This is a genomic window from Candidatus Nitrosopumilus sp. (genome assembly GCF_040878665.1).
Lineage (GTDB): Archaea > Thermoproteota > Nitrososphaeria > Nitrososphaerales > Nitrosopumilaceae > Nitrosopumilus.
The window spans coordinates 96,438-123,116 of the sequence record NZ_JBBDLU010000009.1; the positions used below are offsets into that span (position 1 = coordinate 96,438).

Here is a 26,679-nt window from a genome sequence, read left to right on the forward strand (position 1 = left end):
GAAGGTGCTTGTAATATCATCATTTTCACAATCTAGTTTAATATCTAGTTGAATTATAAAATGTCATGGAATTGTTAGATGATAAAATGAGAGTTTGGGTGGAAAGTTCCAAATATGTAAAACCAGCTCCAGGAGTATATGTTCTATATAATAGAAATAAAGATCCCATATACATTGGCGAGACAGATAATTTAGAGACAACATTTACAAAATATTACGACACAGATTTTGAAGGAAATGAATGTAAACAAAAGACTTCCTTATATCAAAGAGTGTTTGCAGAGAATCCAAAAGAGATGCAATCACAATTAATTGAAAATTTCAAAAAAGAGACAGGAAATATTCCTGTGTGTAATTCAGAAATAAAGATAGAAACACATTAGATCATTTCAGTGCATTGCACTGAAGTCTTACTTGATTAATAGGAAAGATCAACTCATCACCTCATGTCAAACGCGATGATTTACATTGGTATTGTCGTAGGCGTTGCAGCAATGGCAGCAGCAATCGCATATGGTACTGAAAACCAAAAAAACTACATTCCTGATGATGCAGTATTAGCTCCTGCAGCAGAACAGGGATTGTTACCAAAGACAGGAACCTTTGGAGCCGATTTAAATAAAGAAAAATGGCATGAGGATCCTTTCGGTGATTTAGCACAAAAAGTTAGAGAACAGAATGGGAGATAATCGATTCAGATTATCATCCATATTATTTTAAAGCAACAGTTATGCCACAATATCAGGAACAGATTCTTCAAAAAACGGGAAAAGTAATTTAACTTAGATAGACGTAATACAGAAATGCATCAATGTTACTATTGCGAACAAATATTTGATTCAAAGGAACAGTTGTATGACCATGTAGAGATTCATTCAGATATTGAAAGAAACAAGGAAATAATGAACAGAAAAAAAGGGAAAAAATAATCACTACAGTCTAGAGCAAAAAAAATAGAGTAAAAGTCAAAAAATTTCAAATTCTGGGTAGGATATACAATCATATGAAATGCAATCATGGATTGGGTTGAAGTCTTACTCAAAAAATCATGCGAGAAAACACTCACAAAGGGAGAGGTACTCCACAGTCTATTTCATATGATTGAAGTTAATGAAAATACATTAAATCACATTCAATTAGACAGTAGAGATTTTGGTCCAGAATTAGAAGAGCTAAAAGCAACAGAAATCAAAGATATTGAATTTCATTTAAAATACTATAGAGGATTGGTAAATTACATTAGTTCAATTCCTGAAAATAAAGTTCTTGAGAATAGAACTTAGATATCCCAAGATACAGTATAAGACACAAATGTGATAGGATTTGATTTTTTCTTTTGTATTCCCCATTCATTTTCGGTATGACCTGAATTTAATTCAGATAATTCATTCCATTTGAATTTTGGTAACTTTACAGTGTCCATGAAGGATTACAAAAGAAATTAGATATAAAGAATCAGATTACACTGCAAGACAATCAGACTCTTAATTGTTTAAAAATCAAATTATATTTTGATTGTTCGTCTATATTTTGACCAAAATTTGTGTCTTTTCGATATTTTTTGCATTGTTCATCATATAGTTTTTGTAGTTTTTCAACCTCAATTGCAATCATTTTTCCTGAATCTTCTTTTGCGAACTGCTTTCTTTGCTCTTCGTTGTTACCTCTTGTAGAATAATGTTGAAGATGAAATTGCTCTTGTAAGTTTTTAAAATTTTCACGTTTAACTAATTCAGCTAAATCAAAACATCCTTGCTCATGCAATAGTAATTCTTCAGTTAATTCAGATCTAACCCAAGATAATAAAGGATGAAACTCTACAAAAAGAGAGACATTGTCAATTAAAAACATAATTTTACCATCAACAATATCAGAGCTTATTGTCCAAGTGAATCGATATTTTATAACACTGTGAGAATCCTCATAAACTGCAGGATTAGATTCGGCTTTAAAGTCAGACCATTTTAAAAAATAACCCTTGGTCCAATCTAAAATAAGATTCTCACTCATGACAAATAGTGTTTTGATAGAGAATAAATTATTCTTTATCCTATATTCTAGATCTATTTTATACAGAATTACAGACACTAAAAGATGAGTGTTTGACGGCTAACGAATTCTAGGGTATGGTCAGTTAAGGCAAATATATGAACGCCGTCAAACAGATGACTCAACATATGATATACAAATTAGACTAAAAGAAATAGTGTGTGCGATTTGAACAGAATCATTCATCAAGTAATTTCTCACATTTCAGGCTCAACATTACAAAAATCAAAACAAGGATCATTTTTTCAACCCTTTTTGATCAAATTTCAAGACATGTTTTATTTTATGAATTTTTGAGAAGATAAATCAATACAAATATTGAAAGCAAGATGATTGCGGGTGTGATATCTAACTGTAACCCCCAAAGGGTAGATGATAACAGATATCAGACTTGCTTGCTTTCACAATTCTAAACTATTAATCTCAGTGAATTTTCTAACACAACTATGATGAAAAAATTCTATATTTGGATGGGAGTTTCTGTTTCAGCATTAGTTGTTGGATTATTTTTGCTATTTAGCTAATCAAGACACAATATCAAAGTTAGGATTACATCCAAGATCATTGATAATATTATTGAGTCTTTCAATTAATTCATTTTGTTGATCAATCATTCCATTTACTTTTTTAATTTGAGAATCTAGTTTATTAAAAGCTGTTTGAGCTTTTTGATATTCTTCAGGAGAAAGTGTTTTACCATCATAGTAATTGTATTGTTTATTATACTCGTCATATTGGGATTGTTCTCTGGATATTTTGATTTCAAGTAAATCAATCTCCGTACGAATCTCTTTTTCTTGTTGTATTAATACCGATTGTCCAACATATAGTTCCTCAAATCTATCAGGAATCACATACCCTTTAGTATTAAAAGAAATTTGTGGAGATTCAGTAGAATACATCAAGTGTCCTGATTCACTAGTGTGTCCCAAACCAAGTGCATGTCCAATCTCATGCATCAAAATATTTGATACCATGTTTTCATCGTTTTGGACAAAATTACCACTACAATCTTCAGCACCAATAGAAATATCCAAGATACAATGACTCAAAATTCCATACAGTACAGAGTTACATGTTGCAAGCCCAGTATGTGTAGATGCGGCATATACTTGCCATTTAATCTCAATGTTAGCGTTTTCAGATTGTACAAATTTTAAATTAGGATTGCTTGTTTCCCATGTTTGAATTGCTTTTTTTAATGCATTTACAGGAATTTGCTTATCAGGTACAGATGGAACATCATCAAACGAATAGTAGATGACTTCGTTTTCACTTGATGTTATAGCATTAGAAATTTGTTGAATTTTTTCAGGTGTAGGAGACAATGCCTTGACAGGATTTTCAAAATCAATAGGCAATAAATCAGAATACATTACATAACCTGCAATAACTATGGATACAATTATCACAAAAATTACTTTCAATAATAAAGCAACAAAATAACAATAACTAAAACTTTCTATCAAAACAACAAGATTTTAGGCTGGATTGGATTTATTGAGTTTTCGAATCAGCTTTTACATACTTTTTTTATTTTATGAAAAAATACAAAAAAGAATCATTGCCATAGAAGAGATGTATATTGGTAATCGCTTTAACGCAATTCTATATTGATTACCAATTTTATCTATGGCCAATACATCAAATAGGTAAATGAGAATTGTATGTCAATTTTTTATCATCAGAATAAAGAGAAGAGTATTTTGAAACAATTTTGAAATACTGGAAAAAGCAGGGCATCACCATCTACTGGAAATAACTTTCCACAGTTTGGACATTGAATCACTACATAAGAGATTCAATCACATTCAATGCTAGCAATAACATCAAAATCACAAAATCATTACAAACACATCAAATTTTGTTTTGAAATTTAGTTAAATCCACGTAGTTCAAAATCAATATTAATTAATTATTCTTACTACAAAAAACAATTTATTAGCAATAAGAACATCGTGAAACTGTAATTTGACAATATGTCCAACATGTAAACTTGCAATGGAATCACATTCAACTAATGAATTAATGGAATGTTGTATGAAACAAGTTGGGGAGGAATTTGATGAAGAGTCAACAGGTATTTGTCCTAATTGTAAACACAGTATTGAGAAACATTCAAGCAAAGAGCTTGCTGAATGTACCATAGAGTTTCTTAAATCAGAGACCAACTAGTTCAAGATAAGATTAAACAACAGATAAATAAAAACAGTCTATTGGATCAAACAACTAGAAAAATTATAGAGAAGTTCTCACCAATGTGGACCAACAAACAGATTTGGGAATTTGAGCAAGTAAATGAAAATTTAAGATTTGATCTAGTATATGTAGAGCCTAAAAATTTTCAAGAGAACTCTTGGAAATCAAAAATGGCATATCCAGATTCAGATGTGCGGGATGTGGTAGTTAGAACTTTTGACTATATGCTAGACGGTAATGAGTTATGCATTGCAAACAAGGGTCAGGGGAAATTAGAGGAAGAGTATGTAGCATATCTAATGGCAGTTATGGCAGATGTCATGATTGAAGAAGAAGTATGTCTTAATTTTAGAATCGATAATAATTGTCTAGTAGCATCAATTGACAAAAAAGCAGATGTGATTGACTGTAAAGAGTTTTTTGAAGCGTTTTATCATTTAGCAACTGGATTTAACTATGATACAAATACAGGAATTCCAAATGATGAAACAGAAGCTGAGATGTATCTTACAAGATTACAAGAGGAATTTGATGAAAAAATGACAAACATCTTAGGGGACAGATATTTACCAGGAAATAATGATCCAGATACGCTTAATGCAGAATAGCACATCAAAATGAGAGAACAAAAATGTCAGACAGAAAACCATACAGAAATTTCAAAAGGAGAGAACCTAGTCAAACTATTGAACAAAAAGTTGAAAGTTTCATAATGAGAAATTCAAAGAGTGGATTTTTTACTAAAGTTTCAACAATACCATACAAATTTGAAGTGTCAAAAGATAGGACATGGGATATAGTAGGGGAATTATTATCAAATGGATCATTTGAATCAGTACACGATGAATATTCTGGAGAGATGAAACTCTGCGAATATGGAAAAAAATACGAAATCATGGAATTGGAAAGAAAAAGAAAGCGAGAGAAATATAAATCAAAAAAACACGCCACAGAAAAATAAATGTGTCAGTCAAGACAAAAGAAAACTCTTTTAATTTAAAATTGATTTCAAAACATATCATGGATGATGAGAATTTACCAGTACAGTGTCACCCGATGAAACCTAAAAAGAAAAAAATTGAAGATGTCAAAAATGATTCAGTGTAAATTGTGCGGTACACCATTAGGAAAAGAGCCATCCACAGAAGAATTAGAAATACACTGGAAAAAACATCATAGTTGGCATTGGGAAGAAAACAAAGAAAAGTCACCAGAAGAGGCATTATTAAAAAAACGAAGTTAACCAACGTCTTGGAATAGTGATCGTTTATAGCATGCCTAGACCACTAATCGAAGGCGTCACATATCATCTAGCCTCGAGATATAAAATACAGATTAATCATTTTTCAAACATTTGTTTAGTTTAAATCAAAAAACAATAACAATTTTCAATGTAAAGCCATTTTGTGGAATTGAGATAGGAATAGCATATAGAAAATATTTCAAAGACAAAATGAAAGATTTTTTCAGCTAATCGATGAGGAAAAATTTACTTTGAATAAGTAATAGTAACTTTGCAATAAGGGCACATGTCAAACATAGAGGCATATGATATCAAAGCACGAAAAAAAGTGTCAATGAAAAACCCACAGCCATATCTTATGAAAAATGGGTCATGGGCACTAAAAGGAACTAGCGCTGAGACTGGAATCAATTTATTCAAAATTGTTGGAAGAGAAAAACCTACAATTGGTCAGTCAAAATTTGAAGCATTCAAAAAACTGTTTACAAGTAGACAATGCGAATGCGAAAGACAATGCTAGTTTAGTTTTTTTATTCAGGCTCAGATTTGAGTGTGATTTGGTAGATGAGTTTAAGTCCAGTAACAAAATGTGAGTAAGCATGTTTTTCCCAGTACCACCTAGATGTTACTTTAGAAAAAATAACTGCAGATGTGAGTTAGGTATGGATCATGAAGGGGATCATAAAACAAACTGTCCAGAAACCACGTTGTAATTAGAAAGCATTAATTTGATAATTATTTGACAACATACATGTCATTAGAGATTGATTGGAAAAAGAATTTTTATGGAATTTCATGGGCATATGAAAAAGACAGGTTAGTGATATCAACCGTATTTGAGGATAAAAAAGAAGCAATTTCAATTGCTAAGGAAATAGAGGATTGGAGTGACAAGTTTACTAGACTTACAATCATTGAGAAGGAAAATGATGAATTTGCAATTTGTTGTTACCAAGATCCTCAAATTTCAAAAAATGATAGTCATTTAGGATTATTTCGAACAGGAATGAGACAAAGTGGTGGATATGAGCAGGCAAAACCAATGATAAAAGAAAAATCACCATTATTGCAAATAGCATATGCTGCAGATGTAAGAGACATGAATACTTATGAACAAATTTCACGACTAGTCCCAATGCGAAAATGCAGAATAATCTCTGAAAAAGATTTGAAGAAACAAGAATACTATTATGAAAAAACTGCAAATTCATAGAATTAAAAAAGGTGAGATTCAAAATGAATCTAGGATTGAATCTTCACCAGGTATGGTCGGTTAGTAATAATCATTCAAATTAGATATAAAGCATCACTACTCTTTTCTACGAATGAACAATACTGAGAAATCATTCATCTTTGTTAAATAGAAATTTCTGTATTATATGATATGCAAGATAACAATAATCAACAAAACTGGGAAGAAGTAATAGGCCTCTCTTGGCTTGTCTCAGATGAATAAAATGTCAGAGAATGGCTGTAGTCCAAACTGTTGGTGTAAATTAGATAACCCCAATAAGACTGATGAATTGCTTTAGAATCATCTAAGCATTTATTTTTTAATTCATAATACTCATAAATAAACAAATTCAGATTTTAAGATAATATTATGCATTGTGACGATAAACGAACATTGTTTATTCTAAAAGAAAACATTGAGAGGAATTGGCAAATCCTTAAAGAATCCAATATGATAGGAAAAATTAAAGGATTTCAAGGATGCATCAACATAGGATTTTGAATTAAAGCAGTCATTACAATAAAAAATTCATAATATTTATCGATCAATTCATTAACACTATAACATACAAAATAAAATCCCAAATATGTCAATGATTGATCACACCAAAGAGTGTAAGTATAGAATGAACAATGATATGCCACATACTAATTGTTACTGCCATTGTCACAAAATAATCATGGCAGAATCATCCAAATTGGAATCAAGGATTCTTTGATTCAGGCTCAAAATTATCTATAATTTCAGATACACTTGCAAGTATTGTATCTTTGATTTGGGTTTGACTCATTCCAGATTTGTACATTAATTTCATTTGATCCATTATTGAAAAATGTACCCTGCCTTGAAGATAGTCTACAATACCAAATCCTTTTTTTGGAAATTCTGTCACAAACATATCATGTTCAGAAACATCAGGAGTTTCACTCATAATACCATTTATGGAAAACTAGTTATAAAATTTCCAAATGTTCTTTAAACCAAACAAAAAAAGTACATCATGACAGAATTTATCCATAAACCATATGACAAAATCTATGTTCGAGACATGATAAAACTAAACCTAGACGATCTAATAGGTATGATGTCATCATTAGAAGCTACAAATGCATATTGGGTAGATGGTGTGTTGTTTGCAAGTTTTGCAATGTCAGAATCTGAAGAATTAGCAAAGAAAGAGATGCAAAATGAAATGTATCTAGATAAAATAATTTTTGCAGGGTATGAAAAATATACAAAGACAGTAAAATCATCTACCAATCTTGAAATTGGAGTGCTAAACATGCAAAAAAGCAAACTTTACAAAGATTTGATCACTTGGCTTAAAACCCAAACAGTTTGGAATGAATAAAAGTCAGCATTGATTCCAAGGAGTATATCCGCCTTCCAAAGTAATTGCATTGAATCCTTCTTGGACTAGTTCATCAGCTGCAATGTTTCCTCTATAACCAGTTCCACAGTAGGTACAGATTTTCTTATTCCTATATTCTTCGATTTGTTTCTTCTTTGCATTTTTAATGCTTAGGCCTAAAGGCTATGAACAGAATCTTCAATGATTCCACTGTTTAGTTCATCTATTTCTCTGACATCAATAATGACAAAATCATTTTTTTGTGACATTAGCTCTTTTGCAGTAATTTTATCTGCCATGAATATCATTAACTATAGTACAATTTATTTCTGTATCAAATTAGTATGCAAGGATCTACGTCTAGTCATCATACATTGAAAGTGAATTTGCTCTTCTGACACATACCCACATTTATGACAATAGAATTGGTTTTCTTTATTACAAACATCACATTTTTTGTTTACTTCTAACTCATTTCCACATCGTCTGCATGAATCTTGTTTCATAAATTAGAATGCATATTATTCAATTTAAACACTAGTAAAATTAGAGTCTCCTAATTAGCTCCTTCTAATTAGTCTCAACTAAGATTAAAATCAATTTTTCAAAATAAAATTTTCAAGTGACAATCCAAACACAAATTGTCTATAGAGTATAGTTTTCCAAGTAATTCTTTTTAGATTTTTGATTTCTTTTGTATTCATGATAATACAATATAGAGGCCAATAATTTTACCTTTCAAATTTCATAAAGAAATAGTTTACAACAAATTGATTATTTTGATACACTCAGAGCATAGATCAATAAGCTTAAGTTCACAGAAAATTCAAAAAAAATGTGAGCCTAAATCCTAATTATAAAGCCACATTAGTTATTTTAAATGATATAGAATTACATGGATTAGTTCAATTCAACAAAGAGTACCTTGATGAAGGTTTTTTCAGAAATTTTATTCAATTTAAAAAAGCATTTTCGCATTCAATGAGTGAACTGATTAGTAAATCAGACATATTGCAAACCAGTCATGGAGAGATGCGTATTTTTGTGACTTTTTTAGAATTATCCTACATCAATTCACATTTGGATTTGATAAAGAAATTTCTGAAGATCATAACCAACCCAATAAAGCTTGAAGAAGGTTTTGGTAAAGATACAACATTGGAACAAATGATTAATAGAATTTGTAAAAAAATGAACTATTCTGAAAAACTACAAAACTCCATCAGAGGATTATTTTTACTTGATTTTACAAATGCCATCACACAACAACAATATAGAATTCACAAATCAGGAGAAATTATAATTTATCCTAAAGATGAAGAAATGAAAAAACAGCTTAATATCAAAGATTTAGCTGACAATGCCATACAAGCTACTGAAATTCTAGATGCAATGCTTGATTGGGCAAATGGAAAAACACGGATTGAAGACAAAAAAACAGAAATTTTAGATAACATAGTCAATGATTTGACAAAACAAATTCAAGATTTGGATAAAAAATTAGATAGTTTATCCTAAAAATCATTTTAAATTATTTAAATAATATTTTTCAATTCTCTCCATCATGGGCTCTACATAATCATCACATGATTTAATAAATTCCTGTCTGGTATTTTTTTCACTGCTAACTAGAATTATTACTTGATTTATTTTCTGACCAGTTACTTCTTCAAACATGTGAGCATAACAGGTAGTTTGTAGATAATATTCATACATATATTCATCAATCTGGGGTTTTCTTTTTGTTTTGTAATCAATAATGGATAACTCTCCATTGTATTCTGCAATCAAATCACTAGTTCCAGCAACCTGAAGTTTGTCTGAATACATTCTTTGTTCAATACATACAACATCTGAAATATTCTCAAGAAAGGGCTTTAGATTATTAAAATGTGCGACAGGTAGCAAGTCAAATTCCTCCAAAGACAAATTATGACATAGGTAATCTTCTATGATTTTGTGAGATTGAGTTCCAATATCTTGTGCTTGTTTTGTGATGTATTCGTGAGCGGGTTCGTTTTCCTTCCACGATTGTAGTCCATTTTTCTTATGTTCAGGTGCAGTTGCAGACAATATCGTGCTAATTGACGGATAAATCTTGTCAAATTTTGTCTTATACCAATGTCCGTCTTCTCTATCCAAAAGTACTGGTTCTCGTGCTTTGAGCATTTGTGTAAAATTTGCCACTAAAAATTTCTAACAATAGGAGTTATTGAATGATTTGAATTCTAGAGTATCATTTTTTTAAATTTATCAAACTCTGATTTTGTTTTTACAAATTGATCCGTTACAATTTTTCTTAATGAAAAAAGATTTTCCATGGAATTGTTGATGATATGAATTGTTTCATTAAGAATTACTGCATCTATGAATTCCTCATCAGGATACACAGTATACTCAAAAAATTCAGTATCAGTTTTAATCTTTAATTTAAAACCCATCAATAATCCTAAATCATCATGTTTATTCAAAAATCCAATTAGACTTGCCTTTAAAGAGGAATCATTAGACAGTAATGCATACCGAGAATCGTTTTCATTATCAATTATACATGCAACCGGATTTCCCTTTGTATGTAATACCTTAGAATTATGAGTTAAAACAAATTCATCAGGATCAGACATTTTATCTAACGGCATAATTAGAAATGTGGTGAATTGTTTAATAATTTTTTAAATAAATTTGAAGACTATTCTTCATCAGAGGTATTTGCCTTGTCTCGAACCTTTTTCATTACACAGAATTTGCTTAAGGTTTTTTTCCATCCCATAACATAATTGTATAAAACTTAGTCTTAAATGTATTTGAAAACCTGTAAACTAGGTAATCATAGAATATCATATGTTCATTAATGGTAATTTGGTCTGAAATTCATTCATGAAATTCTGTTCTAATTGTGACTCCAGACTCGTTCAAGGCTATGAAGATGTCGGAGGTCCATGGGTTTGTCCAAAATGTAATCCTGAAAAGATCATGATAAAAATACCAACTTATGGTGTAAACTATTCTGGAAAAACAAAACAGTGTTCCAAAGGCTGTGGTGCTGAAATTTACTGGGATGAGGGATTCAAGTCAGACAGTGGAAAGTTTATCCCAATTGATGCACGAACTGATGAACCACATAGATGTGAAGACTCAATTGAATCAGAAACATCATACTACCCTGAAGAGATAAAAAAATACGCAAAACCAAAACCGAAAGAATCTGAAAACAAAATACCGCTGCCAGAAAGTATCATGTATGATATTTCTAAAATTCCAAAATCATTAATTGACAATGACAAGATAATCAGAGAAATTATTCAAGGTCATAAAGAAGAATCTCTTGCATTGGTTCATTATGAAAGACTAATCGCACCAGAAGCAGAAAAAATTCCTATTGAAACTCTTAGCGATGTGCTATCAGACAACATTATCAAAGGATTGGCAAAGTATGGATTCACAGGATTGCTACCATTTCAAGAGGAATCAGTAAGAGCAATTCTAAGGGGAGAGAATTCAATTATTTCAGCACCTACAGGATCTGGAAAAACTGAAGCATTTGCAATACCAATTTTGCAAAAAATTTCAGAAAATCCAATCCCAGGAGTCTTTACGTTACTTGTATACCCGCTTAATGCACTAATTGATGATCAGGTATCAAAAATTTCAGATTTAATTCAAAAATGTAATCTAGCAAATAAAATTGCAGTTTACTCCATTCACGGTGGTCAGAGTACGGAATACAAGGACATGATAATTTCAGATGTTAGTCAAAAATCTCTAATCATCGCAACAAATTTTGATTTTATCAATTATCATTTAATTTTACAAGATAAAAAATGGAACGAATTATTCAAGAATGCAAAAATCATAGTCATGGATGAGGCTCATTCCTACACTAGTTTTCATGGTTCTAACGTGTATCATGTATTAAAAAGGATGAAGCGATATATGAGTAAAGTTCAATTTGTTGGGTCATCAGCTACGTTAGATAACTCAAAAGAATTTTTCTCAAACATGTTTGATTTGCCTGAAGATTCATTCACATATATCAAAAGCAAATTCAGACGAAAGCAAAACATGCACATGTTTTTTATCATGCCAAGAAAGTTCAAACAAAGAACCACGATGGAGATGTTATCATCTATTTGTTACAAGAACAATTCTACACAATTAGTATTCAGTAATTCGCATAACGATGCAGAATTTTTAGCATCAAATGTAGAGGAAACAAACAATGGAATTAGAATCCAAGTACACAGAGGAGGGTTAGACCAAAACGACAGAAAGCTTTACGAATCTCAAATGAAAGTAGGCGAACTAGATGTTTTATCATGTACACCAACACTAGAATTAGGAATTGACATAGGGCATGTAGACGTAGTGATTTCGGCATTTAAGAATGAATTTGATTCTTTTATTCAGAGGATTGGTAGAGCTGGAAGAATGGGTCAGAAATCATATGCTATTTGCGTGTTTGATCCAGATGATGCTGCATGTCACTATTTTGCACGTCATATTGATGAGTATCTATCACAAGATCATGTCATACCGATTAACAAGCAAAACCCAATCATTTCAGAAAAACACGAAGAATCAGCAGCGATTGAAGACCAATCTGCAGATGAATCAGACAAATCACAATTCTTTGATTTTGCAAATAGTGTCAACTTACGAGGAGCATCAGGCGAAATTGCCATATATTATAATTCAAGAAAAATAGGAACCAGAGGAGTGCCAGTAGGATATTATCAATTGCATCAAAAGGCAATCTATCATTTCAATAAACAAAACTACGAGGTAAACTCTTTGATAAAATCTCAAAATGGGGCCAGAGCATATCTTGTTAGATCGAATGAAAAACAAAAGAAAACTATTCCAATAGTTAAAACATCAATTATTCAAACATCAGAAGGCAGTGCAACACATAAAGAAATCAAAGTTAAGGACAAAAAAATATCTCTTCGCTATGGAATAATTTCACTAGATAAAACCATTACAGGATATATGAAAGGAAACTATAACGAATCTGCAGACAAGTTTGAGATGTATAATGGTAGTAACATATCATCATGGAGAAATTTCCATTGGAAATCAAAACACTCTTGTGTTAGTATTACACTCCCTGCAGAATTCATCTCAAAACATATTTCAGATTCAAAAAGTCCCATAGTTAATGACCCCAAAATTCACACAATATCACACGTACTAGTTAACGCAAGTAAAATTCTTACAAAGTCAGAATCAAGTGATATTGATGTATATTATGAAAAAGGAATAATCCATATTTATGATAATTCTTCAGACGGGTTCAACGGATGCAGTAAAATCATCTATGATGAATTTGAAAAAGTATTGAGTATTGGATTCTCACTGATAAATGATTGTGATTGTCCAACTGACAAAAATCAAAATGATGAAAATTGGGGAGGATGTCCAAAATGCACATTCAGTACAAATTTTTGCCAAACCAAAAACAAAGAACTATCTAAAAAAGGAGCAAAGGAATTTTTCTTTGCTTTTCAATTAACGTAATGTAGAGATAAATCGTTCAGGAGGATGAATTGCTCTCAAATGTCTATTTAGAAATCCCTTACTAATTAGATTCATTTCACAGTGAGGACATTGTACCATGAATATACAATATAAAAAAAGCAGTTAATGATGGCGGAATTTTAAACAAAAAGTGTATTCCACAACGGAACTTTGAATCGTTTTATTATTGTAATGGACTGTCAATTTTTCACTATTATTTTCTTTAAATTTGAGGTTAATTTTATTTTAGATTCATGTCCATAGAAGCTTGAACCATTTATAGTAGATCATGATTCACATCCATGTTTTTGTGCCCAATCGCTATATCTGAATTCACTAGAATCACAAAATTGTACAGATAGATACCCCAATCCTATATCTAATAATTCCTTATTTAGATTTATTTCGTTACAGTAAACTACTCCAACCATTCTGCCATGACTACCTTTTGTTTGAGAATCATCTTCATCAACTATAACGTTAGAACCAACAGGACAAAGAGTTTGGATAAAATCTCTTGATTCAACTCCACCATATCCTCGAAGTTCCGGAGCGGAAGACAACGCAAACCTTACAATCTCATCATCAACTTGGATTGTATCTCCGTCAACAACTTTAACTATAGTTCCAGAAATACATCTTGCATTTCCTGAACATAAATCATATTGGATATTAATTGTGTCATTATTTGGTCCAACATCAATATCGAGATATGGAGGATCAGGTTGGGTTTGAGTTGTTTGTTTTACTTGAATTATTCCACTGTTTATCAAAAATTCAATTCCTTTCACAAAATCAAAATCAGAAATCATTCCATCTGCCCACCAATTTACATTTGTTCTAATCCATGAAGGGATTTCATCGGTAGTTTTTTCACTAGATTGCGTTGTAGAGATTGAAATGATACCTTCTTTGATGAGATATTCAATTCCAGAAACAAATGTTTGATCATCTATAGAACCATTAGCCCACCATGCAGCATTATTTCGTATCCAATCAGGAATTTCTTGGTTTACTCCAGGATTGGTTTCATTGTGATCAGTCCATTGACCAAAAGAAATGGTAAAACTATGAGAAAGTAAAATTATTCCAAAAAACACAACAAGAAGTTTTATCATAAATATTTATTCAGTAAATTTTACTTAAAGTTATTCTTGAAATTATCAAAAAATAATTTTGATCAGTTCTTTTCACTGTAATGAGTAATGAACATCACAAAACAGAACTATACCATTTGGTAATGTTTTAGCAGTTATAGAATGTCCATCTTCTAGTCCTTTCCCACAAACATAGCATTCCACCTTGCTTACAGAAGTAAGAATACGAGGTGTTTTGAGAATTTGCATGTCATGGATGATTGTTTGGTTTACCCCCTGCATGATATAATCACTAGATCAAACTAGACTATAAAGGTACCGTACTATACGGTAATAACAGTATGCCTGACTGAGCAATAATCGCAAACAAAATAAAAAAGATTCAAACAATGTCATCACTTTAAATAATAACCCATTAGAAATTGGTTTATGGGTGGACATCTTTGGAAAGACTCAAGCAAAAGTAATACCATTAGATTTATCTGAAAACCAATTTCAAATTTATAATAAAATTTCAAGGAATTATTCACATTCTTTTCTCTTCGAATCTTTAACAGGGCCTGAGGTATTATCTGAGACATCAGTTATGGGGTTTGATCCCAAAATAATTTTTAAAGGATATTCTGACAAAGTAGAGACAATAGAAAATAAAATAACAACAACAATTCAAACTACAACCCCATTTGAAGAATTAAAAAAACTACTAGGTAAATCAGATGATCAGAGATATCGCTATCTTGGAGGTGCAGTTGGTGTAGTAAACTATGATGCAATTAGACTAGTAGAGAATATCAAAGATTCACATAATTCCCCGCAACCACTGATGGAGTTTGGAATTTATGATGACGGTATAATATATGACAAAATACATGAAAAATTGTTTTATTTTTATCATGACGAGAATAGATTTGAAAAATTAAAGATGAATGAAGAAGAATTTGGAGATTTTTATTCAAGTGAAGTTACACCGAATATGGATGAGGAGAAATTCTCAGAAATTGTAAACAAAACAAAAAAATACATTCATGCAGGAGATATTTTTCAAGCAGTGTTATCAAGAAAGTTTGCATTTGAAACCAAAGGAGACAGCCTTACGTTATACAAAACATTGCGTAATCTAAACCCGTCACCATACATGTATCACCTAAAACAAAATACAAAGACAATCATAGGAGCATCACCTGAAATGCTAGTACGGATTACAGGGAGCAAAGTAGAAACATTTCCAATTGCAGGAACTAGAAAAATAACAGATGATGAAGCAAAAAACAAATCTCTAGCTGAAGAACTAATTCATGATGAAAAAGAATTGGCAGAGCATACCATGTTAGTAGATTTGGGTAGAAACGACATTGGAAAAGTATGCAAGTATGGGACAGTACATCCGGAATCATTAATGGAGATAAAGCGATTTAGTCATGTTCAGCACATTGTCAGTCATGTTGTAGGAAATTTGGCACCTGAAAATGACATGTTTGATGCGTTTCAGGCAGTATTTCCAGCTGGAACTGTGTCAGGAGCACCAAAGGTCAGAGCTATGGAAATCATAGATGAGTTAGAAGCTGAAGCCAGAGGGCCATATGCTGGAGCGGTTGGATATTTCTCATATAATGGATGTTGTGACTTTGCAATTGCAATTAGAAGTATATTCATTGAAAACGATAAAGGCTTTGTACAATCAGGGGCAGGAATCGTATCAGATTCAATTGCACAAAATGAATTCAAAGAAACTGAACATAAAGCAGGAGCTATGCTTCAAGCATTAAAGGAGGCATCAAGTTGAAATTTTTGATCATTGACAATTATGATTCATTTGTATACAATATTGCACAATATTTAGGAGAGTTAGGAGTTGAATGCGATGTTATCAGAAATGACAAAATAACATTGCAAGAGATCAAACAAAGAAAATATGATGCGATAATAATTTCTCCAGGTCCTGGAACTCCAGAAGATAAAAAATATTTTGGAGTGTGTAGTGAGGTGATAAAAGATATTGGTCCTCAAACTCCAATACTAGGAGTATGTTTAGGACATCAAGGAATTATAGATGCATTTGGAGGCAAAGTTACAAATGCAGGATGTGTGAGACATGGAAAAACAAGTCCTGTCAATCATACAGATTCAAAACTATTCAAAGATGTAAAGAATCCGTTTAGAGCAACAAGATATCATAGTTTGGTAGGAGATAAAACAATAATTCCAGACATATTAGAAGTAACAGCAACAGCTTCTGATGATGGAGAGATCATGGCTGTTCAACATAAAAAATATCTAATTCAAGGAGTACAATTCCATCCGGAATCAATAATGACAGAAGATGGAAAGAAAATTCTAAGCAATTTCATAAAACAAGTAAAGGAGAGAAAATGATTTCAGATTTAATTGCAAAATTGCAAGCAAAAATCAATATCTCATATGACGAGATGAATCAGATCATGACAGACATGTTATCTGGCAAAACAAACGATATCCAGAATTCGAAATTTCTTTCATATCTTGCAGAAAAAGGAGAAACCGATGACGAATTACTTGCCATGTTAGATAAAATGCAGGAATTTTCACTAAAAGTTGAGGTTAAAAATCAAGGAACCGTAATTGATATGTGCGGAACAGGAGGAGACAAACTCCAGACATTTAACATATCCACTACTGCATCATTTGTTGTAGCAGCAGCTGGTGGAATGGTAGCCAAACATGGAAATCGTTCAAGTTCAGGAATTTCTGGAAGTGCAGATATTTTTGAGTATTTTGGATATGATTTGAATTCAGAACCAGCAGTGATTGCAGATATTTTGCAAAAACATAACATTTGTTTTATGTTTGCACAAAAATTTCATCCTGCAATGAAACATGTTGCAGCAGCTAGAAAACAACTAGGAAAAAGGACAGCATTTAATCTTTTAGGACCATTATCAAATCCAGCAAGAGTAAAAAATCAGCTAATAGGGGTGTTCTCTACAGAATATTTAGATAGATTGCCATTAATTCTAAAAAGAAAAGGTGCTGAAAACATCATGACAGTTCGTTCTGATGACGGCATGGATGAGTTTTCCACCAGTGCAGTTAATCGTATAGGGATGTTAAAAAATAACAAAGTAGTAATGAATGCAATTGACCCAGAAGTTGTAGGGTTGCATAAATCATCATTACAAGATATTCAAATAAAAACAAAAGAAGATGCAATAGAATCATTTGTGGGAGTGTTGAATAATACTGCACCACAGGCAATGATTGAAACCACAATACTAAATGCGGCGGGAGGGTTAATTGTTGCAAATATTTCTAAAAATTTTGAAGACGGAGTAGAAATTGCGTCAAATATAATCAAAAGTGGAAAAGCATTTACACGATTAGAAAAGTTCGTACAAGATACAGGAGATATTTCAAAATTGAAGGAGATTATTGATGGCGGATAATATTTTACGAAAACTGGTAAACAATTCTCAATTAGCAATAGATGATGGAGTTTATGATGTGGATGTAGATTTACAAAAATCAAGTAAAGACTTTATTCAAATTATCAAAACAAACCCTCATGCAACATTACTAACTGAGATAAAGTTTTCATCGCCATCTCTAGGTAAAATCAAAACATTAACAGATCCTGTAAGTATTGCAAATCAAATGATTGCCGGAGGCTCGAAGGCATTATCAGTTCTAACTCAACCACATCTGTTTAATGGATCTCCAGAGTATTTCATAAAGGTACGACAGGCAGTAGATGTGCCAATGCTCATGAAAGACATCATGATCGACAAAATCCAAATTGATACTGCAAAGAAAATTGGTGCAGATTACATGCTAGTTATTCAATCACTTTATGATCAAAAATTTCTCTCAGATATTGACGAGTTTATCGATTATGGTCACAAACAAGGGTTGAAAATTCTACTTGAAGTACATACAAAACAAGAATTAGAAAAGGCACTAAGTACAGAAGCGGATTTGATTGGAATCAACAACAGGAATTTAGATACATTAGAGATTGATCTTAAAACTACTGAAATCATTCTAGCAGGAATGGAAAAATCAAGACCAATACTATCAGAAAGTGGCATAGATACTCCAGAAGACATTCAATATCTAAAAAAGTGTGGGGCTGATGCATTCCTAATAGGATCAAGCATAATGAAAAGCGACAACATTGAAGAACAAGTAAAAAAATTGGTGAATGCATATTGAAATATCCTAAAAATGGCAGATTTGGAGAATTTGGTGGAAAATATATTCCAGAGACACTAGTTCCAGCAGTCGAGGAACTAGAAGAGAATTACCTTAAATTCAAAAACAATAAAGAGTTCAAAAAAGAATTAGATTACTATCTCAAAGTATATGCAGGAAGGCCAACTCCGCTCTACTATGCAAAGAATTTATCTGAGAAATTAGGAGGAGGTAAAATTTACCTTAAACGTGAAGATCTGTTACATGGAGGAGCTCACAAAATCAACAACACATTAGGCCAAGCATTACTTGCAAAAAAGATGAACAAGAAAAGAATCATTGCAGAAACAGGAGCAGGACAACACGGAGTTGCAACTGCAATGGCATGTGCAGCACTTGGGATGAAAGCAGAAGTATACATGGGATACAAAGATACCATCAGACAAAAACTAAACGTATTTCGAATGAACATGCTTGGTTGTAAGGTTCATCCAGTAAAATCAGGCTCCAAGACACTAAAAGATGCAATTAATGAAGCAATTCGGGATTGGATAACAAATGTTGAAAATACGTATTATTTGCTTGGCTCAGCAGTAGGCCCACATCCATACCCAGTAATGGTTAGAGATTTTCAAAGTGTAATAGGAAATGAAATAAAATTACAGATGAAAAAAATCAATAACAGATCACCTGATACCGTAATTGCATGTGTAGGTGGAGGTTCGAATGCAATTGGAACATTTTATCCGTTAATTGATACAGATTCTGAAATCATTGGAGTAGAAGCTGCAGGTCAAGGATTAAAATCAAAAATGCATTCAGCTACTCTGTCAGCTGGTAGTAAAGGAGTATTACACGGTATGATGACATATTTGCTACAAGATGACGAAGGACAAATAACTGAGACCCACAGTATTTCAGCTGGATTAGATTATCCAGGTGTAGGACCAGAGCATTCATACTATAAAGATACTAAACGTATTAAATATCACTCTGCAACAGATGTTGAAGTTATTGATGCATTTCTAATGTTGACAAGAACAGAAGGAATTATTCCAGCTTTGGAATCTTCACACGCAATAGCTGAAGCAATCAAGATTGCAAGAAAAAGTAGAAAATCAGAATCAATTGTTGTGACACTTTCTGGAAGAGGCGATAAAGACGTAGAAGAAGTACAAAAATATTTGGAAAAACATGACAAGAATTAAAGAAAAGTTTGCAGAATTGCAATCAAAAAATCAAAAGGCTCTAATATCATACATCATGGTAGGATTTCCAAATGAGCAAGCCACAATGTCAGTGGTGAGAGGATTAGTGAAGGGAGGAATAGACATTATAGAATTAGGATTTCCATTTTCAGATCCACTAGCAGATGGGCCAGTTATTCAAAATGCAAGTACAATATCACTTGAAAAAGGAACAAAGATTGCAAAATTTTTTAATCTTGTAAAAAAGATCAGAAAAGAAACAGATATCCCAATAGTCTTAATGACATACACAAATATTCTATATCATAGAGGATATTCAAAATTCATCACAGATGCAAAAAAAGCAGGAATTGATGGATTTATCTTGCCTGACATGTCTATTGAAGAATCAAAAGAATATCTAAATGCCGCAAAAAATAAGGCAGATACAATATTTCTAATCTCACCTAACACCAGCATATCGAGAATTAGGAGAATATCAAAAGCAACATCGGGATTTTTGTACCTTGTAGCAGTATTTGGTACAACAGGAGTGAAAACTGGAATTAAAAAATACACAATTGATGCTATCAAGCAAGTCAAAAGACAAACTCAGGGGAAAATTCCAATAGGAGTAGGATTTGGAGTGTCTACTCCAGACGACGTAAAAAAATACATCAATGCAGGTGCAGATGCAGTAATTGTTGGTAGCGCATATTTGAAATTAATAGAAAACACACCTCAAAAACAGCTTGAATCAAAGATTGCATTATTTACAAAAAACCTCAAGAAACAAACCATCATTTAATATTAAAAATCGTTAAAGTTGGCGGTCAAATTTTCAAGTTCATATGGAGGGGAAACTCAATTTTAGTTATGGCCGCCAAACTAGAGGTTATCACTATACAATACACAAAGAAAAATAAAAAAACTTTGTTGTGAATTTTTAAAATTTATTTAAAAAAGATAAAAATTCTTCACAAGTGTAAAGATTGTGTTATCGAAATACGGATAACTTTGAGCGTGTCAAAAATAATGTTGAGACAAGACCAACACTTAGAATACTTAATACCAAAAATCCAAATTCAGGGATTACCTTACTACCCATAACTTTAATTTCTTTAGTACCAATAGTAATAGGAATTACTAGCTTTGTTCCAGACGATGTCACCTCTGAATCAAAATCAGTCATTGTACCATCAACTAAAACAGTGTTTGGGTTTTCAATTAGTTTAGTAGGTAGAGTAAGTGTGATTTGTTCATTTTGAGTTTCACCAGAAATTGTAAATGTGATACTCTTTGCATCAGGATTAAGATGTACTGCTTTTTGAAGAGTTGTGTCAAGAATGTATTTGACCTCAAATCCTAAACCATCATCACTATATCCAGAACCCACATTATGAATAGACTGGACACTTCCAGGATTCGTTACAACATGAACCACTCCATTCATCCATTCATGAAGAGTACAAAAGTAGTAAAAATCACCCAACTCTGAAAATTTTTGTTCAAATGAACTACCTGCAGTAAATAACCCACTATCAAAAACACCATCAATCTCACCAGATTGAGTTACAGATGTAACAGTATGAAATGCAGTATCAGCATTTTTCCACTTAACAGAGTCACCTGGATATACCGTAATCACCCCAGTTGTTACCCCAGTAGATTTTTCAGACCAAAAATAAGGAGCACCAGGGTCAGATGCTCCAGAAGGGATCAGTATTTCAAAAGTAGATTCTGCAAAAGCAAATCCAGTAGAAACGGACATGATTGCAATCAGTATCGGTAGGGCAAAAACAAAAGTGTGCACATAGTAGTTGACAATAACCAGTATTTCAACTGATCATGATCTAAAGACATTAGTTTTGATAAAGTCGACAAAACATACAAAAACCAGATATGTGTTTCAGTAATGTGCAGACGAAGTTTATTTTTGTCACAGGAGGAGTAATGTCAGGCCTTGGAAAAGGCGTAACCACATCATCTATTGCAAAATTATTACAATTGGCAGATCAAAAAGTATCCTGTGTCAAAATAGATCCATATCTAAATTATGATGCAGGAACCATGAATCCTGTAGCTCATGGAGAGGTCTTTGTAACTAATGATGGCGGAGAATGTGATATGGATATTGGAAATTATGAAAGATTTCTAAATCAAGACATTCCAAAAAGTCACAACATTACAACTGCTCAAGTATACTCCTCAGTAATAGAGGCTGAAAGAAAAGGAGAATATCTAGGGGCATGTGTACAAATCATTCCTCACATTACAGATGAAATCAAAAATAGAATCAGAAAAATTGCTGAAGATGAAAAACTTGATTTTTTGATTGTAGAATGTGGTGGCACAGTAGGAGATATAGAATCATTGCCATTTCTTGAAGCATTAAGACAGATGAAAGTTGAAGAAGGTCCACAAAGAGTAATATTCGTTCATGTCACATTAGCTCCTTCCCTAGATGTAGTTGGTGAACAAAAAACAAAACCAACTCAACACAGTGCTCAGGAATTAAGAAGAATAGGCATTCAGCCAGATTTTTTGGCTGTTAGATGCACATTACCATTAGAAGAAAAAACTAAACAAAAGATTGCAATGTTTACAAATGTAACACCAAAAGATGTACTGTCATGTCATGACGCAAAATCAATTTTTGAAGTGCCTCAGATATTATATGATCAAGGAATAATGGATTCGATATTTACAAAATTTGGGATTGTTGGAATGGTTAACGCATCAGCTAATTGGGATAAATGGAATGCCATATCTCAAAGCATGATAAATCACGAGAATTCCAAAGTAAAGATTGCAATGGTTGGAAAATACGTTACACTTACAGATAGTTATGTTAGTGTGAATCATGCACTAAAGCATGCAGGTGCAAAAATTGGAAAGTCAATCGATATTGATTGGATTGATTCAGAATCAATCACAGATTATTCTATTTTATCAAACTATGATGGAATTTTAGTTCCAGGAGGATTTGGAACTAGAGGATCGGAAGGAATCATCCAGACTGCAGACTATGCAAGAGAGAAAAACATTCCATATCTGGGCATTTGTTTTGGATTCCAATTAGCTGCTATTGCATTTGGACGAAGTGTATTAAAATTAGAAGATGTCAATTCTACGGAAATTAAGGCAGATGCAAAAAATCCAATTGTGGATTTACTACCAGAACAAAAAGATGTTTCAGATATGGGAGGTTCATTAAGATTAGGTGCTAATGATGTCATCATCAAAGAAAATACAAATGCCAAGAAAATTTACAACGCTTCTATAATTAGCAAGCGTCACAGACACAGATACGAGATTAATCAAGAATACATCCCAGAATTTGAGAGGAATGGATTGATATTTTCAGCCGACAGTGACAATGGAAAAAGAATGGAAATTCTTGAGATACCTAGCCACAAATTCTATCTAGGAGTACAATTTCACCCTGAATTTAACAGTAGACCAGGATTCCCAGAAGAAGCATTTACAGCATTTATCAAAGCAGCTTCAGAATAATTTTAAAAATCATTCAATCTTTGAAATCTCATAAATTTTCTGTCTGGCATCACGGATTGAGACTTTCTTTTTGACGTAACCTTTTTTCAATAAATTACTCAAAGCCAATCTGACTGTTCTGTCAGGGAGTAGTGTTTTGTTTGCCAAGTCTTTTTGTGTCAAGGCCCCTTCATACTCTAGAGTTTTCAATAACAGTTTTGAGCTAGGTGGCATACTAAGTAATTCTTCAGCAAGATGAACTTTTTTTGCTAGTGCAGAAATTGCAGTTGAGTCTTTTTTTAGTCTAATAATTTTTGCAGGAGGAAAAAATTGAGTACACTCAACAGTTTTGTTTACTTTGTATCTATCCAAACCATCAAGAATTACCTCACAGTGTAATCTAGCAGAAATATCATCAATCTCAATTGAACTTCCGTTAGATACTATGATAGGTCTTCTTGTTATATCAAGTGAGCTTACAGAGATTATCTCAAACACTGCAGAATCTTGAAATAGTATAGGACCTCCAGCAGACATTGAATATGCAGAAGACCCAATAGGAGTAGATACAATTATCCCATCACTGTTGTCGTGCCATACTTCTTCACCATTAACCCGAAGTGTATGTTCCATCAACATTGCACTTTTAGATGAAAACACTGCCACATCGTTTAAAACAGGATAAACATTTTTTCCATCAATTTTTACACCTAATCGTGGAACTTCTTCAACAGTGTAATTTTGTTTTTTTAATATGTTAACATATGTTGAAAATTCTCTTAGTTCAACCTGAGCCAAAAACCCACTCGCCTCACCTTCATTGATTCCAAGAACAGGAGAAGTAGAATCAAATGTCCGGTGAAAATAGTTTCTAACCCCCTTATCGCCACCTAAGACAATTATGATATCTGCCTGTTTTGTCTTTGATTTTGATATTGGAAATGAATGAATACCTGCATCATCTAGAATTTTTTTGACAGTTTTTGCTGCATTGCTAGCAGTTCCAAAACCATAGATACCTATTTGCACAGAAGAGACAATCTATTGGCTTCAATAAAAGAATAATGCACTATATGTCTCGAAATTTTACCAAATTATAGAAATATGATGCGTTAGTTTGAATTGTTCCTTTTTTAGGAATTTTCTGCAATCCAACATTTTTTGATTCTAATGCAGCTTGTGCGGCACCGCCTGCAAAACACAATGCCCACAAAAAGTCTTTTTCTTTAAGCATTGTACAAGTAAATGCAGAGCAAAAAATATCACCAATTCCCGTGGTGTCATGTATTTCTCCAATAGGAAGAGTGATAGAATAAATTTTGTCTTTTACCAAAAGAGACACATCCGTTTTATTTGTCAACAATACATATTCAACTCCTTTTTTCTGTAAAGACAACATCATTTCATCATGAGTTCCATTTACAATGCATTGTGATTCTTCAGGATTTACTTTAATTGCATTTACATCTGACAAATCCAAATCAGTATTTGCTAGAAATATATTATTTTGTGAATCTTTTCTTCTTAGAAATCCTTGAGGATCAATAAATAAAAAATTAGAGTCATCTTTAATTTTTTGTAGAGCGACACTAGAAATCTCATTAAAAATCGGGCTAACAAGATGACCATCTGCACCAATACTAGAATATTCTATAGGATCACATTCATTTTCAAGTGTAAGAGTTCTATCAGAGTCAGTGATTGATATTGTGAATTTAGTAGTATTTTTTTCAGAGTTAGAATTGATCAAATTAATTTTTTGTTCAGTCAAATATTGTTTTGGAAAATCAGAACCAAATTTCGTAAACAAATCAACATCAAATTTGAATTGTCTTGCAGTGATTCCACAGTAGCATGCAGCACCACCGATTTGTTCGTAGTTATTTCCATTAATTGTTATGGTGTCAATTGCACAATGTGAAAAAATTGCTAATTTCATTTTCATTGATTTAGGAGGATGTGGATTTAGTTTTTTGCATTACTTTTGTCAAGGCAATCCTTACAAAGAATCCTGCCTTTGTGTATTTCCAAGTCAACCCCGGATCTAAAGCAACTATGACACAAGCCTTGCACTATAATCGATTGAATTAATTCGCCCTATAATTAAAACATGATGTGTTTTTCTCATGTTTTAGGCACCAATTACCAAATTTCTATGAGAATTCTACAAGAATATAAGTAGGCAAATTTGCTCATCATCATGCCACTTAAACGTGCAAGTAGAGGTCGTACAAAAGGAGGAAAAGGTTCAACAGGAACAGTACAATGTACAAACTGTGGACAAACAGTTCCTAAAGATAAAGCAAAAAAAGTCACATCTAGATTAAATCTAGTAGAGCATACATTAGCTAAAGAACTACGTGCACAAGGAGCATACATTGCATCCCCAACAGTTTTGAAACATTATTGTATTTCATGTGCAATTCACTTCAAGATTCTCAAAATTAGATCAGAAGATAGCAGAAGAAAACGTGGAAAACTTCGTTAGTATTATTCTTTAATATTTTTTGCAGTGAAAATCATTCTTTGTATCAGAGTAATTCCAGATATTATCACCACAATAACTACAGCATAATCCATAAAACCAATAATTCCAATAATTGCAATTACCAAAAGCCTTTCAGCTCTTTCACCAATACCTATACCTTGGAGTTTTATGTTGATAATATCAGATTTTGCTCTAGCATAGCTTACCAACAATGACAAAGTAATTGCAAGTAACACAAGATATGGCTCGGCATATCCACCAACTAAAATTCCTAAAAAGATTGCAACTTCTGCAATTTTATCAAACATTGAATCAAGATATTCACCTTTTTTTGTAGTCTTGCCAGTTACTCTAGCAACCTGTCCATCAACCATATCAAAGAATCCAGATACAAGTAACAGAATACCACCAATAACTAGTCCAAATTCAACTCCCAATCCATAAACAATTGCAGATATCAATGCAAAGGATAATCCAACCACAGTCCAAAAATTAGGAGACAGACCTGTAGATGCGAATCTTTTTCCAATTTTCTCAAGAGTTGGACGCAGAGCATCTCTTAGATTATTTAACACGTGATACACCCAAAATACCATCTAATAAAGGAAACAGGAGTGAAAATGAGGCAAAACAGCACAAAAATGCCCAAAATTAT

34 protein-coding genes are annotated in these 26,679 nt (G+C 32.4%); 20 read left to right on the forward strand and 14 right to left on the reverse strand.

All coding sequences use genetic code 11. The features are described from left to right. Positions 1 to 65: 65 nt before the first annotated feature. The 3 genes from WDZ98_RS10145 to WDZ98_RS10155 all read left to right on the forward strand — a co-directional run bounded on the left by WDZ98_RS10145 (position 66) and on the right by WDZ98_RS10155 (position 1,283). A complete protein-coding gene (locus WDZ98_RS10145) occupies positions 66 to 383 on the forward strand; it encodes a GIY-YIG nuclease family protein (RefSeq protein ID WP_368057750.1) in 318 nt (105 codons plus the stop codon). A gap of 63 nt (positions 384 to 446) precedes the next feature. Then, positions 447 to 689 (forward strand): hypothetical protein, encoded by a 243-nt coding sequence (locus WDZ98_RS10150; protein ID WP_368057748.1) that lies wholly within the window; start codon positions 447 to 449, stop codon positions 687 to 689. A gap of 327 nt (positions 690 to 1,016) precedes the next feature. After that, positions 1,017 to 1,283, forward strand: a complete 267-nt coding sequence (locus WDZ98_RS10155) for a hypothetical protein (protein WP_368057746.1) — start codon at positions 1,017 to 1,019, stop codon at positions 1,281 to 1,283. Here WDZ98_RS10155 and WDZ98_RS10160 read toward each other — a convergent pair. The 3 genes from WDZ98_RS10160 to WDZ98_RS10170 all read right to left on the reverse strand — a co-directional run bounded on the left by WDZ98_RS10160 (position 1,280) and on the right by WDZ98_RS10170 (position 3,476). Next, on the reverse strand, positions 1,280 to 1,423 hold the full coding sequence (locus WDZ98_RS10160) for a hypothetical protein (RefSeq protein WP_368057744.1): 144 nt from the start codon (positions 1,421 to 1,423) through the stop codon (positions 1,280 to 1,282). The two genes, WDZ98_RS10155 and WDZ98_RS10160, sit on opposite strands and share 4 nt — an antisense overlap. 53 nt (positions 1,424 to 1,476) lie before the next feature. Further along, positions 1,477 to 2,010 carry a hypothetical protein gene (locus WDZ98_RS10165; protein ID WP_368057742.1) on the reverse strand — a complete coding sequence of 178 codons (534 nt, stop codon included), beginning with the start codon at positions 2,008 to 2,010 and terminating at the stop codon, positions 1,477 to 1,479. A gap of 563 nt (positions 2,011 to 2,573) precedes the next feature. Further along, positions 2,574 to 3,476, reverse strand: coding sequence for a matrixin family metalloprotease (locus tag WDZ98_RS10170; RefSeq protein WP_368057740.1), 903 nt, complete (start codon positions 3,474 to 3,476; stop codon positions 2,574 to 2,576). 544 nt (positions 3,477 to 4,020) lie between these two features. Between WDZ98_RS10170 and WDZ98_RS10175 the strand changes: the two genes are divergently transcribed. The 6 genes from WDZ98_RS10175 (at position 4,021) to WDZ98_RS10200 (ending at position 6,704) form a co-directional block, all read left to right on the forward strand. Further along, positions 4,021 to 4,224 (forward strand): hypothetical protein, encoded by a 204-nt coding sequence (locus WDZ98_RS10175; protein WP_368057738.1) that lies wholly within the window; start codon positions 4,021 to 4,023, stop codon positions 4,222 to 4,224. A 41-nt stretch (positions 4,225 to 4,265) separates the two neighbouring features. Then, positions 4,266 to 4,856, forward strand: coding sequence for a hypothetical protein (locus WDZ98_RS10180; RefSeq protein WP_368057736.1), 591 nt, complete (start codon positions 4,266 to 4,268; stop codon positions 4,854 to 4,856). 23 nt (positions 4,857 to 4,879) lie between these two features. Further along, the gene (locus WDZ98_RS10185) at positions 4,880 to 5,209 is read left to right on the forward strand and encodes a hypothetical protein (protein WP_368057734.1); all 330 of its coding nucleotides are present in this window, start codon (positions 4,880 to 4,882) and stop codon (positions 5,207 to 5,209) included. A 132-nt stretch (positions 5,210 to 5,341) separates the two neighbouring features. Then, positions 5,342 to 5,491 (forward strand): hypothetical protein, encoded by a 150-nt coding sequence (locus WDZ98_RS10190; RefSeq protein ID WP_368057732.1) that lies wholly within the window; start codon positions 5,342 to 5,344, stop codon positions 5,489 to 5,491. A gap of 286 nt (positions 5,492 to 5,777) precedes the next feature. Further along, entirely contained in the window at positions 5,778 to 6,011 is a 234-nt protein-coding gene (locus tag WDZ98_RS10195; RefSeq protein ID WP_368057730.1) for a hypothetical protein, read from the forward strand. Between the two features lie 231 nt (positions 6,012 to 6,242). After that, entirely contained in the window at positions 6,243 to 6,704 is a 462-nt protein-coding gene (locus tag WDZ98_RS10200) for a hypothetical protein (RefSeq protein WP_368057728.1), read from the forward strand. Between the two features lie 724 nt (positions 6,705 to 7,428). Here the strand turns inward: WDZ98_RS10200 and WDZ98_RS10205 are convergent. Beyond that, positions 7,429 to 7,656 carry a hypothetical protein gene (locus tag WDZ98_RS10205; protein WP_368057726.1) on the reverse strand — a complete coding sequence of 76 codons (228 nt, stop codon included), beginning with the start codon at positions 7,654 to 7,656 and terminating at the stop codon, positions 7,429 to 7,431. 69 nt (positions 7,657 to 7,725) lie between these two features. Between WDZ98_RS10205 and WDZ98_RS10210 the strand changes: the two genes are divergently transcribed. Further along, positions 7,726 to 8,076, forward strand: coding sequence for a hypothetical protein (locus WDZ98_RS10210; protein WP_368057724.1), 351 nt, complete (start codon positions 7,726 to 7,728; stop codon positions 8,074 to 8,076). A 3-nt stretch (positions 8,077 to 8,079) separates the two neighbouring features. Here WDZ98_RS10210 and WDZ98_RS10215 read toward each other — a convergent pair whose 3' ends face one another. Together WDZ98_RS10215 and WDZ98_RS10220 are read right to left on the reverse strand one after the other, a co-directional pair. Further along, positions 8,080 to 8,244 carry a rhodanese-like domain-containing protein gene (locus tag WDZ98_RS10215; protein ID WP_368060996.1) on the reverse strand — a complete coding sequence of 55 codons (165 nt, stop codon included), beginning with the start codon at positions 8,242 to 8,244 and terminating at the stop codon, positions 8,080 to 8,082. A gap of 8 nt (positions 8,245 to 8,252) precedes the next feature. Next, on the reverse strand, positions 8,253 to 8,375 hold the full coding sequence (locus tag WDZ98_RS10220) for a hypothetical protein (RefSeq protein WP_368057722.1): 123 nt from the start codon (positions 8,373 to 8,375) through the stop codon (positions 8,253 to 8,255). Positions 8,376 to 9,057: 682 nt separating this feature from the next. On the opposite strand from WDZ98_RS10220, the gene WDZ98_RS10225 reads away from it, so the two are divergent. Continuing rightward, positions 9,058 to 9,594, forward strand: a complete 537-nt coding sequence (locus tag WDZ98_RS10225) for a hypothetical protein (protein ID WP_368057720.1) — start codon at positions 9,058 to 9,060, stop codon at positions 9,592 to 9,594. A gap of 3 nt (positions 9,595 to 9,597) precedes the next feature. Here WDZ98_RS10225 and WDZ98_RS10230 read toward each other — a convergent pair whose 3' ends face one another. Both WDZ98_RS10230 and WDZ98_RS10235 read right to left on the reverse strand, forming a co-directional pair. After that, positions 9,598 to 10,263: a PD-(D/E)XK nuclease family protein gene (locus tag WDZ98_RS10230; protein ID WP_368057718.1), complete on the reverse strand. Its 666-nt coding sequence runs from the start codon at positions 10,261 to 10,263 to the stop codon at positions 9,598 to 9,600. A 41-nt stretch (positions 10,264 to 10,304) separates the two neighbouring features. After that, positions 10,305 to 10,715, reverse strand: coding sequence for a hypothetical protein (locus WDZ98_RS10235; RefSeq protein WP_368057716.1), 411 nt, complete (start codon positions 10,713 to 10,715; stop codon positions 10,305 to 10,307). Positions 10,716 to 10,953: 238 nt separating this feature from the next. Between WDZ98_RS10235 and WDZ98_RS10240 the strand changes: the two genes are divergently transcribed. Continuing rightward, a complete protein-coding gene (locus WDZ98_RS10240; RefSeq protein ID WP_368057714.1) occupies positions 10,954 to 13,593 on the forward strand; it encodes a DEAD/DEAH box helicase in 2,640 nt (879 codons plus the stop codon). A gap of 287 nt (positions 13,594 to 13,880) precedes the next feature. Here the strand turns inward: WDZ98_RS10240 and WDZ98_RS10245 are convergent, their stop codons facing one another. After that, positions 13,881 to 14,711: a thermonuclease family protein gene (locus WDZ98_RS10245; protein ID WP_368057712.1), complete on the reverse strand. Its 831-nt coding sequence runs from the start codon at positions 14,709 to 14,711 to the stop codon at positions 13,881 to 13,883. A gap of 72 nt (positions 14,712 to 14,783) precedes the next feature. Continuing rightward, positions 14,784 to 14,972: a hypothetical protein gene (locus WDZ98_RS10250; protein ID WP_368057710.1), complete on the reverse strand. Its 189-nt coding sequence runs from the start codon at positions 14,970 to 14,972 to the stop codon at positions 14,784 to 14,786. A gap of 151 nt (positions 14,973 to 15,123) precedes the next feature. Here WDZ98_RS10250 and WDZ98_RS10255 point away from each other — a divergent pair, with 151 nt between their 5' ends. Genes WDZ98_RS10255 through trpA form a run of 6 tightly spaced genes read left to right on the forward strand, consistent with a single transcriptional unit; the run spans position 15,124 to position 20,849 of the window. Further along, positions 15,124 to 16,473: an anthranilate synthase component I family protein gene (locus WDZ98_RS10255; RefSeq protein ID WP_368057708.1), complete on the forward strand. Its 1,350-nt coding sequence runs from the start codon at positions 15,124 to 15,126 to the stop codon at positions 16,471 to 16,473. Then, entirely contained in the window at positions 16,470 to 17,063 is a 594-nt protein-coding gene (locus WDZ98_RS10260) for an aminodeoxychorismate/anthranilate synthase component II (RefSeq protein ID WP_368057706.1), read from the forward strand. The genes WDZ98_RS10255 and WDZ98_RS10260 overlap by 4 nt, the downstream gene beginning before the upstream one ends. After that, entirely contained in the window at positions 17,060 to 18,109 is a 1,050-nt protein-coding gene (trpD, locus tag WDZ98_RS10265) for an anthranilate phosphoribosyltransferase (RefSeq protein WP_368057704.1), read from the forward strand. The genes WDZ98_RS10260 and trpD overlap by 4 nt, the downstream gene beginning before the upstream one ends. Beyond that, positions 18,099 to 18,875 (forward strand): indole-3-glycerol-phosphate synthase, encoded by a 777-nt coding sequence (locus WDZ98_RS10270; RefSeq protein WP_368057702.1) that lies wholly within the window; start codon positions 18,099 to 18,101, stop codon positions 18,873 to 18,875. The genes trpD and WDZ98_RS10270 overlap by 11 nt, the downstream gene beginning before the upstream one ends. Then, positions 18,872 to 20,062 carry a tryptophan synthase subunit beta gene (gene trpB / locus WDZ98_RS10275; RefSeq protein ID WP_368057700.1) on the forward strand — a complete coding sequence of 397 codons (1,191 nt, stop codon included), beginning with the start codon at positions 18,872 to 18,874 and terminating at the stop codon, positions 20,060 to 20,062. The genes WDZ98_RS10270 and trpB overlap by 4 nt, the downstream gene beginning before the upstream one ends. Beyond that, positions 20,049 to 20,849, forward strand: a complete 801-nt coding sequence (gene trpA / locus WDZ98_RS10280; RefSeq protein WP_368057698.1) for a tryptophan synthase subunit alpha — start codon at positions 20,049 to 20,051, stop codon at positions 20,847 to 20,849. The genes trpB and trpA overlap by 14 nt, the downstream gene beginning before the upstream one ends. Positions 20,850 to 21,038: 189 nt before the next feature. On the opposite strand, the gene WDZ98_RS10285 is transcribed toward trpA, so the two are convergent. Then, on the reverse strand, positions 21,039 to 21,812 hold the full coding sequence (locus WDZ98_RS10285; RefSeq protein ID WP_368057696.1) for a plastocyanin/azurin family copper-binding protein: 774 nt from the start codon (positions 21,810 to 21,812) through the stop codon (positions 21,039 to 21,041). 131 nt (positions 21,813 to 21,943) lie between these two features. Here WDZ98_RS10285 and pyrG point away from each other — a divergent pair, with 131 nt between their 5' ends. Beyond that, complete coding sequence (gene pyrG / locus WDZ98_RS10290) at positions 21,944 to 23,557, forward strand: glutamine hydrolyzing CTP synthase (RefSeq protein WP_368057694.1); 1,614 nt, start codon at positions 21,944 to 21,946, stop codon at positions 23,555 to 23,557. Between the two features lie 9 nt (positions 23,558 to 23,566). On the opposite strand, the gene WDZ98_RS10295 is transcribed toward pyrG, so the two are convergent. Together WDZ98_RS10295 and WDZ98_RS10300 are read right to left on the reverse strand one after the other, a co-directional pair. Continuing rightward, positions 23,567 to 24,565, reverse strand: coding sequence for an NAD(+)/NADH kinase (locus WDZ98_RS10295; RefSeq protein ID WP_368057692.1), 999 nt, complete (start codon positions 24,563 to 24,565; stop codon positions 23,567 to 23,569). Positions 24,566 to 24,605: 40 nt separating this feature from the next. Continuing rightward, positions 24,606 to 25,475 carry a PfkB family carbohydrate kinase gene (locus WDZ98_RS10300; RefSeq protein WP_368057690.1) on the reverse strand — a complete coding sequence of 290 codons (870 nt, stop codon included), beginning with the start codon at positions 25,473 to 25,475 and terminating at the stop codon, positions 24,606 to 24,608. 261 nt (positions 25,476 to 25,736) lie between these two features. Here WDZ98_RS10300 and WDZ98_RS10305 point away from each other — a divergent pair, with 261 nt between their 5' ends. Further along, positions 25,737 to 26,024, forward strand: coding sequence for a 30S ribosomal protein S26e (locus WDZ98_RS10305; protein WP_368057688.1), 288 nt, complete (start codon positions 25,737 to 25,739; stop codon positions 26,022 to 26,024). Between the two features lie 2 nt (positions 26,025 to 26,026). Here the strand turns inward: WDZ98_RS10305 and WDZ98_RS10310 are convergent, their stop codons facing one another. Next, on the reverse strand, positions 26,027 to 26,599 hold the full coding sequence (locus WDZ98_RS10310; RefSeq protein WP_368057686.1) for a CDP-alcohol phosphatidyltransferase family protein: 573 nt from the start codon (positions 26,597 to 26,599) through the stop codon (positions 26,027 to 26,029). Between the last annotated feature and the right edge of the window lie 80 nt (positions 26,600 to 26,679).